General features: G+C 39.0%; 11 protein-coding genes. 9 read left to right on the top strand and 2 right to left on the bottom strand.

Annotation, left to right across the window (positions count from 1 at the left end; translation table 11 throughout):
- Window positions 1-4 precede the first annotated feature (4 nt).
- Window positions 5-532, bottom strand: a complete 528-nt coding sequence (locus tag DKG80_RS16380) for an RNA methyltransferase (protein WP_109832453.1) — start codon at window positions 530-532, stop codon at window positions 5-7.
- A 222-nt stretch (window positions 533-754) separates the two neighbouring features.
- On the opposite strand from DKG80_RS16380, the gene DKG80_RS16375 reads away from it, so the two are divergent.
- The 6 genes from DKG80_RS16375 (at window position 755) to DKG80_RS16350 (ending at window position 7,628) form a co-directional block, all read left to right on the top strand.
- Window positions 755-1,285, top strand: coding sequence for a hypothetical protein (locus tag DKG80_RS16375; RefSeq protein WP_109832452.1), 531 nt, complete (start codon window positions 755-757; stop codon window positions 1,283-1,285).
- A gap of 191 nt (window positions 1,286-1,476) precedes the next feature.
- Complete coding sequence (gene mutS / locus DKG80_RS16370; protein ID WP_245907025.1) at window positions 1,477-4,050, top strand: DNA mismatch repair protein MutS; 2,574 nt, start codon at window positions 1,477-1,479, stop codon at window positions 4,048-4,050.
- Between the two features lie 193 nt (window positions 4,051-4,243).
- Window positions 4,244-4,708, top strand: a complete 465-nt coding sequence (locus tag DKG80_RS16365) for a helix-turn-helix domain-containing protein (RefSeq protein ID WP_109832450.1) — start codon at window positions 4,244-4,246, stop codon at window positions 4,706-4,708.
- Window positions 4,695-5,270, top strand: a complete 576-nt coding sequence (locus tag DKG80_RS16360) for a PIN domain-containing protein (protein WP_245907024.1) — start codon at window positions 4,695-4,697, stop codon at window positions 5,268-5,270. Before DKG80_RS16365 ends, DKG80_RS16360 begins: the two co-directional genes overlap by 14 nt.
- Before the next feature lie 95 nt (window positions 5,271-5,365).
- Window positions 5,366-6,097 carry an LPS export ABC transporter ATP-binding protein gene (lptB, locus tag DKG80_RS16355; RefSeq protein ID WP_109832589.1) on the top strand — a complete coding sequence of 244 codons (732 nt, stop codon included), beginning with the start codon at window positions 5,366-5,368 and terminating at the stop codon, window positions 6,095-6,097.
- Between the two features lie 37 nt (window positions 6,098-6,134).
- On the top strand, window positions 6,135-7,628 hold the full coding sequence (locus DKG80_RS16350; RefSeq protein WP_245907023.1) for a GH3 auxin-responsive promoter family protein: 1,494 nt from the start codon (window positions 6,135-6,137) through the stop codon (window positions 7,626-7,628).
- A gap of 54 nt (window positions 7,629-7,682) precedes the next feature.
- Here DKG80_RS16350 and asnS read toward each other — a convergent pair whose 3' ends face one another.
- Window positions 7,683-9,134 (bottom strand): asparagine--tRNA ligase, encoded by a 1,452-nt coding sequence (gene asnS, locus DKG80_RS16345; protein WP_109832448.1) that lies wholly within the window; start codon window positions 9,132-9,134, stop codon window positions 7,683-7,685.
- Window positions 9,135-9,264: 130 nt separating this feature from the next.
- Between asnS and DKG80_RS16340 the strand changes: the two genes are divergently transcribed.
- The 3 genes from DKG80_RS16340 (at window position 9,265) to DKG80_RS16330 (ending at window position 12,504) form a co-directional block, all read left to right on the top strand.
- Entirely contained in the window at window positions 9,265-10,257 is a 993-nt protein-coding gene (locus tag DKG80_RS16340; RefSeq protein WP_109832447.1) for an adenosine kinase, read from the top strand.
- 215 nt (window positions 10,258-10,472) lie between these two features.
- Complete coding sequence (locus DKG80_RS16335) at window positions 10,473-11,021, top strand: TetR/AcrR family transcriptional regulator (protein WP_109832446.1); 549 nt, start codon at window positions 10,473-10,475, stop codon at window positions 11,019-11,021.
- 214 nt (window positions 11,022-11,235) lie between these two features.
- Window positions 11,236-12,504, top strand: a complete 1,269-nt coding sequence (locus DKG80_RS16330; protein WP_162555929.1) for a T9SS type A sorting domain-containing protein — start codon at window positions 11,236-11,238, stop codon at window positions 12,502-12,504.
- Window positions 12,505-12,562: the final 58 nt, after the last annotated feature.

Here is a 12,562-nt window from a genome sequence, read left to right as displayed (position 1 = left end):
ATACCTACCTCCCCATCATCACATAATGCCAAAGCACCACTCCAATTGTCACTGAGATATTAAGCGAATGCTTTGTCCCAAACTGAGGAATCTCTAGACATTGGCCTGCCGCATCTATAGCCTCTTGCTCTACGCCAAAGACTTCGTTGCCAAATACGAATGCATATTTTTTATCTCCATCAGGCTTGAAAGTATCAAGCATAGTAGCACTCTCGGCCTGTTCAATAGCATAGACCTCATAACCATCAGATTGGAGTTTTTGTATGGTTTCGACAGTCGACTGCACATGTTCCCACTCCACAGATTCGGTAGCACCAAGGGCAGTTTTATTAATATCACGATGTGGAGGCTTACCCGTGATCCCACACAAATAAATCTTCTCTACGTTGAAAGCATCGGAAGTACGAAAAGCCGATCCGACATTATTCAAACTACGGATATTGTCTAGGATGACAATGGCTGGGTTTTTATCCTGAGCTTTGAATTCTTCTACAGACGGTCGGTTGAGTTCTTCGTTCTTTAGCTTCTTCATGACGGCGAAGTTACAAGGAGTCCTTGAGAGATTGGGGATTGTTTTTCAAGAATGAAGTTCCTTGACCCAAGGGTAAGAGGCACCTTAGGAGTTTTGTTTAACTCAATACAAAGGTCAAGGAATTAAACCCAATGGGTCATCGCCTTTCGATCAAATCTACGTGTTCTTAAGTACTTGTATCTCTGAAATCATTAAATTTCGAGTTGAAAACGTTTTCACGATATGACCAAAGCAATACTCATCCCTACGCTTCTGATTTTCCTATCCATCTTCAGTGTTGATATTTATGCTCAAGAAGTTCGTAACGATAGCCTCATCATCAAGCATAGAAAGCGTGACAAGCAGATTTTGGTTACTAAACAATCACACGACCTTAGGATTACTACCACAGACAAGAAAGTATTTACCGGTCAATTCCGATACAGGACTCCAGATGAAGTCATATTGCTAAATGGTAAAAAAACCGTCAAAGTAGCTATAGACGACATAGCCATAGTTCAACGTATTCCTAATCCAGCTTCAGGTTTGATTTCTTTTATTGTCAAGTCAGCAGGATATACTAATCTAACAGTAGGCGCAGGTCTAGCTACCGCAGGTGCACTAAGTGTCGACAACAACAAAGCTGTAGGTTATACCCTAATAGGTCTTTCCCTACCATTCTTCTACTATGGTATCAGCTATTTGGTAACGGGCAATGGTCTTGAGAAAAAGCTTAGAGTGAAAAAACAATGGGAGATTGTCGACCCTCAATAATTCTTCTTTCTCTCATTAATTATTAGCCTTTTAGGTCATGTCTGAATGAACCGTCTAATTCTAATTGGACGGTGAAAACTAATACCACTGTGTCCAAAAGCAGATTTTTGTATAATTATCTTTTGGATTACATATAAATTCGTGCTTCAATTCAGAAAAATATGGCCGCCAAGACAAAAGAAACCCCGCTAATGAAACAATACAACGCCATCAAGGCTAAACACCCTGATGCGATGTTACTTTTTAGAGTGGGAGACTTTTATGAGACGTTTGGAGAAGACGCTGTCAAAGCCAGCAAAGTATTAGACATCGTCTTGACTAAACGTGCTAATGGTTCAGCTGCTCATATCGAATTAGCTGGATTCCCTCATCACTCACTGGATACTTACTTACCAAAACTGGTAAGAGCCGGAAACAGAGTAGCCATCTGTGACCAGCTAGAAAATCCTAAGGACGTCAAAGGTATTGTCAAACGTGGAGTGACTGAATTGGTAACGCCAGGGCTAACACTCAACGACAACGTCCTCGACCAAAAGAAAAACAATTATCTAGCTTCGATCTGTTTTGACAAGAAGTCAAATGGAATCGCATTTCTTGACCTAAGTACAGGGGAGTTCATGGTATCAGAGGGTGATTTAGACTACATCGACAAGCTCATCCAAGGGTTCAAGCCTTCAGAAATCATCTACTGCAAAAACAAACGAAACGAATTCGAAGAACTGTTTGGAGATGAATTCAATACATTCTGCTTGGAAGAATGGATTTATGGATTTGATTTTGGATATGAGAAACTTCAATCACACTTCCAAACCAAAAACCTCAAAGGATTCGGAATAGAAGAATCTCAATTGGGAATAGCTGCAGCCGGAGCTGTCCTTCATTATCTAGAAGAAACAGAACACAAAGAGATCAAGCACATCTCTGCCATCTCTAGAATAGATACTGACAAATACGTTTGGCTAGACAAGTTTACAATCAGAAATCTTGAATTAGCCTATCCAGCGCAGCCAGATGGTGTACCATTGATCTCAATCCTTGATCATACACAAACCCCAATGGGGGCACGCCTCTTGAAGAAATGGATGGTACTTCCTCTAAAGGACAAGGCCATCATTGACAATAGACTGAATGCTGTAGAGTCATTCATTCAAAATGCTGATTTAGCTGAATCCACTCTAGAGCAATTGTCCGGTATGACTGATATCGAGCGATTGGCTTCGAAAGTAGCTGCGCTCAGGGTGAACCCTAGAGAGTTACTTCATCTGAGAAAAGCACTAGAAAAGATATTGCCAATTATTGATGTTTTGGGGTCGAGCGATTCTGAAGTTTTTCAGGCATACGCCAAAAAACTTGATCCGTGTGTGGACTTGGTAGAGAAACTCGAATCTCACCTAAAAGAAGAACTTCCACTCAATGCTACCCAAGGAAATATCATAGCGGATGGCATCAATGAGGAGCTAGATGAACTGAGAAAAATCGCCTACTCAGGCAAAGACTTCCTTCTCCAAATCCAAGAGCGTGAAAAAGAACGCACGGGTATTTCATCTTTAAAAATCGCATACAATAAAGTCTTTGGGTATTACCTAGAAGTATCTAATGCTCACAAAGACAAGGTTCCAGAAGAATGGATCAGAAAGCAAACCTTAGTCAATGCTGAAAGATATATTACTGAAGAACTAAAAGTCTATGAAGAGAAAATCTTAGGAGCGGAGGATAAGTTAGGTTCGATAGAGTTTAATCTCTTTCAGGAGATCGTGCAGTATACCGCACAGTTCGTCTTAGCCATTCAAGGCAATGCAAAGATCATCTCCGAAATCGACTGTCTGTTGTCATTCTCTACAGCAGCACAGAAAAATAACTACTGTAGACCTACAGTAAAGGAAAGTCAAGAGATAGACATCAAAGAAGGGCGCCATCCAGTAATCGAAACACAACTACCGAATGGCGAAGAATATGTTCCCAATAGTATTTTCTTAGATGATGCTTCACAGCAAATCATAGTCATCACTGGACCAAACATGGCGGGTAAGTCTGCTTTATTGAGACAAACAGCATTGATCGTTTTGATGGCGCAAATGGGATCATTTGTTCCGGCTGCTTATGCCAAAGTAGGGATAATTGATAAAGTCTTCACAAGAGTTGGTGCTTCTGACAACCTTTCTAAAGGTGAATCTACCTTCATGGTAGAAATGACTGAAACTGCCAGTATTCTAAACAACCTCAGTGAAAACTGCTTGGTACTTATGGACGAAATTGGACGTGGTACGAGTACTTACGATGGTGTCTCTATAGCATGGTCAATTGTCGAACACCTCCACAACCACCCAAAATTCAAGGGTAAAACGATGTTCGCCACTCACTATCATGAACTGAATCAAATCGCAGAAGACTTTCCAAGAGTCAAAAACTTCAATGTATCCGTCAAAGAACTTGACAACCGTGTGATATTCATGCGAAAACTCAAAGAAGGAGGAAGTGAGCACAGTTTTGGTATCCATGTAGCACAAATGGCCGGCATGCCTAACGAAGTGGTCATCCGAGCCAACGAAATTCTTCACCACCTTGAGAAAGACAAGATCAAAGAAGAAAATAAAAGCAAGCTCGAAGAAGTACCTAAAAACAACTTCCAACTAAGTATGTTTGGCGCTGACCCCAACTACGAAGAAGTACTAGGAATGCTCAACAAAATAGATGTAAATACTATCTCACCAGTAGAAGCATTACTCAAACTGAATGAGATTAAAAATGTGTTGAAGGGGAAATGATTTAATTTTATAAAGTTCATTTGACAAACCTATCGAAATCTATTGTTAAGCTGTTCAGACGTACTATTTGTTGTAATTATCTTATGGGTTCCATATAAGAAGTAGCAAAGTCACTTTTAGTGATATCATTTGTGTCATTTTATGTCTTTCGTTTCGTTTATTTCGTTTAGACTTACATAAAACGATTACAAAGATGTCAGATTCCAACATTAACATATCACCAAATCGCCAAGAGCGACAGATTGCACAAGAGGGCTTCCAAAAGCTGACAGAAATAATTGACGAAATCAACCACCCAGAAAACATACCCGAAATATCTATTCAGGAAACAGGGGATCCAATAAAAATTCCGTTGAATGTTTTAAAGCTTTTAGCAGAAGTGTTAAAGAATATAAAAGATGGAAATTCCATTTCTATTATTTCGAAAGGAACAGTCTTTACAACTCAAAAAGCTGCAGAATTCTTGAATTGTTCTCGCCCCTACATCACAAAGCTTATTGATGAGGGAAAGTTGAAAGCTACAAAAGTTGGGCGTCATCGTAGAATTCAATTTAATGATTTGGTTGAATTCAAAAAGAATAAGCTCAATGAGCAAAAAGATGCACTTGCGAAATTGATGCACGACTCAGAAGACTTGGGACTATATGAGATTGATTAATAGTGCAAGGTTTACTGCTGTACTAGATGCTAATGTTCTATTCCCGATTGTAATAAGAGACTATTTACTTTGGCTCGCCACTTACGAACTATATTCTCCAAAATGGAGCAAAACTCTACTTGATGAATTCAGTTCTATCTTTTCAAAAAAGAAAATGGACTTGACAATGGAGCAAATTCGAAAACAGATTGACTGGATGAACAAAGCATGTCCAGACGCACTTGTTGAAAAGTATGAAACTCTTATTGAAACAGTGAAGCTTCCAGATCAAGATGACAGACATGTAGTAGCTGCTGCATTGAAATGCAATGCCAATGTAATAGTCACCAATAATCTCAAAGATTTTCCAACATCATATATCGAGTCATTAGGCCTTAACATTATTGATCCAGATACCTTTATAGCCGATATGATAGACTTATCCCCTGATAAATGTACAGATGCATTTCGTGAGATGGTATTAAAAAAACGAAAACCACCGTATGACGAAATACAGTATTTGGAGATACTAAGAAAAAATGGATTACATCAAACAGCAGATGAACTATCCAAATACGTTTAAGCAGATACAGTTATTAGTTTCTTAATTCAATTCAAAAACACTAAAATTGCTCAGTGCAATAAAGTACGTATATGAGCGAGCAAAGCGAACATAGAATGGAGCTAAGTGCGAGACACTTAGTCAAAAAGTATAAAAAGAGAACTGTAGTAAACGATATCTCGGTAACTGTAAAGCAGGGAGAGATCGTTGGGCTTCTTGGCCCTAATGGCGCTGGTAAAACTACTTCCTTCTATATGATCGTTGGACTTGTCAAACCCAATGATGGTCAAATTTTCCTCGATGATCGTGATATCACTGGTCTTCCAATGTACCAAAGATCAAGATTAGGTGTAGGGTATCTAGCTCAGGAAGCTTCAGTATTCAGAAATCTATCTGTAGAGGAAAATATCGTTTCTGTAATGGAAATGAAGAAGTACACGAAGCAGCAGAGAAAAGACAAAGTCGAAGAACTACTGGAAGAATTTAGTTTAGGCCACGTAAGAAAGAACCTCGGAAAGGTCCTATCTGGAGGTGAAAGACGCCGAACTGAGATTGCACGTGCACTGGCTATTGACCCACACTTTGTACTACTAGATGAGCCTTTTGCTGGAGTAGACCCCATCGCTGTAGAGGAGATTCAAACTATAGTAGCAAAACTTAAAAATAAAAATATTGGTATCCTGATCACTGATCACAATGTACAGGAAACCCTATCCATCACGGATAGAGCCTACCTCATGTTTGAGGGAAAACTTCTGAAACAAGGAACAGCCGAAGAACTAGCAGCTGACGAACAGGTACGTAAAGTATACCTAGGACAGCACTTTGAGTTGAAGAGAAAAGTATAATCTCATGCCCTTATTGAATTCCATCTTGACATTTGTCATGAAGAAGCGGATACATGATATCGAGCTTTTTATGAAATACCCACATGACGTGCAGCGAGACACCTTTCATTACCTACTCGATACTGCGAAGAAAACTGACTTCGGCAAGCAGTATGATTTCAGAAATATTGAGAACCCTGATCAGTTTGCACAGGATGTACCGGTTCACACATATGAGCAATTATATCCTTACATAGAACGCCGTCTAAAAGGTGAGAAAAAAGTGCTTTGGCCTAAAGACATTAAATGGTTCGCAAAATCATCCGGAACCACTAATGCCAAAAGCAAGTTCATTCCTGTATCGAAGGAGGCTCTGGAAGACTGTCACTACAAGGGTGGAAAAGATTTAATATCGCTTTATGTAAACAACTATCCAGACTCGCAGATGTTCAGCGGTAAAGGTCTTGCCATAGGAGGTAGTCATCAAGTCAATGAGTTAGATCCAAAGCAAGAAACACATTACGGAGATGTATCAGCAGTCATCATGCAAAACTTACCACTTTGGGCGCAGTATGTAAGAACCCCTTCTCTGGAAGTGGCGCTTATGGACAAGTGGGAAGAAAAAATCGAGCGTATGGCTATGGAAACCAAAGATGTTGATGTCACCAATATCTCTGGGGTACCTACTTGGACTATCCTTCTTATCCAACGTATCAATGAAATAATGGGCACTGACAACATTACTGAAGTCTGGCCCAATCTTGAGGTTTTCTTTCATGGTGCTGTATCTTTTACCCCGTATAGAAACCTCTTCAAAGAGCTGATTCCGAAAGACAGCATGCGTTATATGGAAATCTATAACGCCTCCGAAGGTTTTTTCGGTATTCAAGATCAAATAGATAGCGACGAGTTTCTACTGATGTTGGATTATGGCGTTTACTATGAATTCATTCCATACGAAAATATCCAAGACGAACACCCAAAAACTATCCAGCTTGAAGAAGTAGAACTAGGAAAAATCTATGCAATGATCATTACGACAAATGCTGGATTGTGGCGATACAATATTGGCGACACCATCAAGTTTACCAATCTTGATCCTTACAGATTTAAAATTGCCGGTCGTACCAAGCATTTTATCAATGCCTTTGGGGAAGAGCTAGTTGTTGAAAACGCGGAACAAGGAGTTAGTGCTGCTTGTGAGGCCACGGGAGCAACTATCGACAATTTCACAGCAGCTCCGTTATATTTTTCGGATAAGAGAGAAGGTGGTGGTCATGAATGGATTATTGAGTTTAAGTCGAAACCTGACAGCTTAGAAAGGTTCGTTAGAAAATTAGACGAAAAGATACGAGAAGTAAACTCAGATTATGATGCGAAGCGGCATAAAGATATGGCCTTAAAGCTTCCAATAGTCCACCCAGTTGAGATAGGAACATTCTACGCTTGGATGAAACGAAGAGGCAAACTAGGAGGGCAAAACAAGGTTCCTAGGCTGGCCAATAATCGAGAGTATATCGAGGATATATTAGAGATGCTTGAAAAAAAATAACCCTTCCAAATCTGAAAGGGTTATCATCAACTTTCTTTATTCTACAATTCGTTCTTAGAATTCAGCATTACCTGGAGTTCTTGGGAAAGGAATTACGTCACGGATATTAGTCATACCTGTGATAAATAGAATCAACCTTTCGAAACCAAGACCATATCCACTATGTGGTGTCGTACCAAATTTACGGGTATCCAAAAACCAACCCATTTCCTCAGCTGGAACATCCATTTCCTCCATTCTCTGAGTCAACTTATCTAGCCTTTCCTCTCTTTGCGATCCTCCAACTATTTCACCTATTCCTGGAAACAAGATATCCATTGCCGCTACAGTATTCCCATCATCATTTTGACGCATGTAGAATGCTTTGATATCCTTTGGATAGTCAGTCAAAATAACCGGCTTATTGAAGTGCTTCTCTACCAAATATCTCTCATGTTCTGACTGCAAATCAGCTCCCCAGCCTTCTATCAAGTATTGGAATTTCTTCTTCTTGTTCGGTTTAGAATTTCTAAGAATATCGATTGCTTCAGTATAAGTCAATCTCTCAAACTGATTCTCAACAACGAACTTCAGTCTATCCAAAAGATACATGGAAGGCCTGTCTATCTCTTTCTTGTTCTTGTTTTCTTCTACCTCTCTGGCATGAAGAAAATCAAGATCATCAGCACAGTTATCCAAAGCATACTTCACTACGTACTGAAGCATTTCTTCAGCCAGATCCATATTATCATTCAAGTCAGCAAATGCAACTTCAGGCTCGATCATCCAAAACTCAGCCAAATGACGAGTAGTGTTTGAATTCTCCGCTCGGAAAGTAGGCCCAAAGGTGTAAACTTGTGAAAGCGAAAGCGCGAACAACTCAGCTTCTAACTGACCTGAAACAGTCAGGTTAGTTTCTTTGTCAAAGAAATCTTGTTTGTAGTCGATAGCACCTTCCTCATTTTTAGGAAGATTATCCATATCCAGCGTGGTGACTCTGAACATCTCTCCTGCGCCTTCTGCATCGCTACCTGTAATGATAGGTGTGTGGATGTTATAGAAACCTTTATCATTGAAAAATTTGTGAATCGCATACGTCATCGCATGACGAATTCTAAATACCGCACTAAAAGTATTCGTTCTAGGTCTTAAGTGAGCTATCTCTCTCAAGTACTCTAAAGAATGCTTCTTCGGTTGAAGAGGGTATTTTTCAGGATCAGCCTCACCCAAAATCTCAAGTGACTTGACTAAAAGCTCGACACTTTGTCCAGAACCTTGAGACTCTACTAATTCACCTTGAGCCGATAGACAGGCTCCAGTCGCTACTTTTTTCAATAGATCTTCACTAATATCATTGGGATCAGCTACTAATTGAAGGTTCTTAATTGTAGAGCCATCATTGAGCGCGATAAAAGTCACATTTTTATTACCTCTTTTCGTTCTTACCCAACCTTTAACTAATGTGTCCGCAGATGCCTGTCCTGCACTGAGGATGTCTGCGATTTTGGTGCGTCTTATTGTGCTCAACGTCCTATGATTTAATGATTATAAATACCTGAATGCTATATCAGAGCGCAAAAAAAGTGTTTTTCCTAATGCTGTGCAATTAATTGATTTTTCATTCTCTTTGCCTCCTCACAATTAATGATACAAACCCATGGCTAAATACGACATATATGGTATTGGAAATGCGCTAGTGGACTTACTTTTCGAAGTAGACGAGCAATTTCTAGCAGACAACAACATTGAAAAAGGATTGATGACTTTGGTAGAAGAAGATCGCCAAAAGGAGTTAATCAGCAAGATCGATGTGAAGGAAGAGATGATGAAAGGTGGAGGATCTGCTGCCAACTCAATAGTAGCTGCCAGCCAATTTGGTGCAGCATGTTATTATTCATGTAAAGTAGCTAACGATCAGTTTGGCCATTTTTATTTGAAAGACTTAAAGGAAAATGGAGTTGATACGAAACTCACTGAAGAAACCACTCCAACAGGTCATACAGGAAGATGTCTTGTAATGACAACTCCTGATGCCGAGCGTACGATGAATACTTTCTTAGGTATTACTTCTGACTTTTCTGTAAATGAAATAGACGAAGATGCCATCAAAGACTCGAAGTATATCTACTCTGAAGGATACTTGGTGCCCTCTCCAAGTGGTCGAGAAGCAATGATCAAAGGAAAAGAAATAGCAGAAGCTAACGGAGTTAAAGTAGCAATGTCATTCTCCGATCCAAGTATGGTAAAGTTCTTCAAAAATGAAATGATCGAAGTAGTAGGCAGTGGTGTTGATCTTTTATTCTGCAATGAGGAAGAAGCTATGCTCTACACGGATACAGAGACAGTTTGGGAAGCAAGAGAAGAATTAAAGAAAATTGCCAAGAAGTTTGCCATTACACTTGGTAAGAACGGAGCTATGATATTTGATGGTGAAACTTTTGTAGATATCGAACCTTACGAAGTAGAAGCAATAGATACAAATGGGGCTGGAGATATGTTCGCCGGAGCATTCTTATTCGCAATTAATCATGGACACAGTTACGCTGAAGCTGGAAAGATCGCTTCACTAGCATCTTCTAAGGTAGTTTCTCAATTTGGCGCTAGACTAGAATGGACTCAGGCTAAGGATATCTTAAACCATCTCGTTTAAGATTTGAACAACTGCCCACCTGAAGTTGAATCTTAAGATGAGTTTAGAATGAATACTCCGTGGACTTACAAGTATTAAAGTTCTCAAGATCAAAATAACTTCATTAACACACTCTTTCGCAAGACTCTGAATCACACAGAGTCTTGTGATTGCTTTTAAAAATAGGTGCATGACTCAATTTTTGCCGCCTTATTGAGAAGTCATTACATTTGAGAATGTCCTCTACTCAAGAAGAAATTCTCAAACTAGGCGAAAGTCTCATCTGCACAAAGGGTTATACCGGTTTTAGCTACAAAGACATTTCTGTCCCTTTAGGCATCAAAAATGCCGCCATTCATTATCATTTTCCATCTAAAGCTGATCTTGGTATAGAAGTCATCAGACTGAATCAAGAAAGATTCCAAGAATTAAAAGAAACAGTACAAGACAACAGTCCAGCTGAAAAAATCGACGCGCTAGTCAATCTGTACAGATCGAATCACGAAAAAGGTTATCTGTGCATTACCGCAGCACTCAGCCCTTCATTTGAATCTCTTCCAGACGAAATGAAAGAAGAACTCACCAGCTATACCAATGATTTGCGACAATGGCTTACCAATGCTCTATTGGAAGGAAAAGAACTAGGTCAGTTTGGTTTTGAGGGGGATATCAGAAGTATGGCAGATCAAATGCTCGGATCTTTTATTTCTTCACTGGTACTTGAAAGAGTTACGTCTGAACCTATCCTAGACAAGGTCATTTCCGAACTACTAGGTAGTGAGTAGATCCATTTTCTTATGACAAATTAATTTCTTTAAATAGAAACTAATTTGATATGACCTTAACTCATTGATTATCTGCAACAATTATAAGGTAATCTCCTAGTTTTCTGTAGGGCAAATTCTTAAAAAGAGTATGTTATGCCGATTTAACAGTACATAACACGTTTATTTAATGAAATTCCTCTTGCTTTGCCTAACCAAACAACTAAATGTTCGAATGCAGACAAAAAAATTATGGGCTATACTAATAGCTAGTGTTATTAGTATGCCCAGATTAGTAGCGGCAAATATAACTTCAAATCAAGATGGTGCGTGGAATGACCCTAGCACATGGAGCTGTGGGTGTATTCCAAACACTTCAGATGATGTAATTCTATACCATGATGTTACGTCTGCAATAAACCAAGAAGTATTATCCTTAGGTTTTGGTACTAGCTATTCTTCAGGTGCTACATCTGGCACGCTAAATATTACCTCTGGTACAGTAATTATTAATGGAGATGTTCCTTTTGGTCTCAATGGCCAATCTAATGGAGTCTTAACAATTGCTTCAGGAGCAAAGTTTATATCTACGGGAATCGTATCATGGCAACAAAAAGCTACTATTAATGTTAATGGAGAATTTGAAGCTGGCTCTTTTAATGCTTTCAATGGTGGTGGTGGAGAATTTAATGTTGCCTCTTTAGGTACAGCTACTTTTACCAATGATTTTTTAATAAGTGCTGGCAACCACTCTTTCAACATCGATGGGAATATGAATGTTCTCGGAAATGTTTCAATCACTGGTGGAGCTTCAGCAACAGTTGAAGGAGCACTAAACATTACCGGAAATTTACATGTACAATCTACTGATCGAATATTTGGAACAGGAACCGTATCTGCTGGCTCGTTTAATTGTAATGGAAGATGTGGTCCTAACATTAATACAGTGACACTACCTGTAAGCTTAACTTTTTTCAAGGCAAACACCGAATCGGGCTTGGTTGTCATCACATGGCAAACTGCACTTGAGGTCAATAACGATTATTTTGAATTGTATAGATCTTCAAATGGAGTCGATTTTACGTTTATCGAGCGAATAGATGGACAAGGAACAACTAATAATACCACTAACTACAAAGTAATTGATAGACCACCTTTTGATGGAACTGTTTATTACCGATTAAAACAAGTTGATTTTGATGGTACTAGTGAAGTATTTCCATTAGTAAGTGTGAATCATACTGGATTTCATGAATTGGAAGCAACTATATACCCTATTCCATTTGATAAAAATGACGGGTTTTATGTATCAGGAGTAGAGGGTACCTCTTTCGAAATCAATGTTTTCGACATGCTAGGAAACTTCATCGGGCATCTTGAACCAGAAGTCATAAATAACAATATCCTTGTCAACACTTCTAAAATGGATTTACATAGAGGAATATATGTTGTAGAAATGATCATAGGAAATCAAAAAATCACAAAGAGGGTAAGTCTGAAATAAATAGGTTTAGAATATTTCAATTGAAAAGAGCTTGATGATATAGGTCGTCAAGCTCTTT

Origin of the sequence: Reichenbachiella versicolor, assembly GCF_003171675.1 — a bacterium.
GTDB classification, from domain to species: domain Bacteria; phylum Bacteroidota; class Bacteroidia; order Cytophagales; family Cyclobacteriaceae; genus Reichenbachiella; species Reichenbachiella versicolor.
The sequence above is the reverse complement of the archived record's forward strand: the minus strand, read 5'-3'. Positions and strand labels throughout refer to the sequence as shown.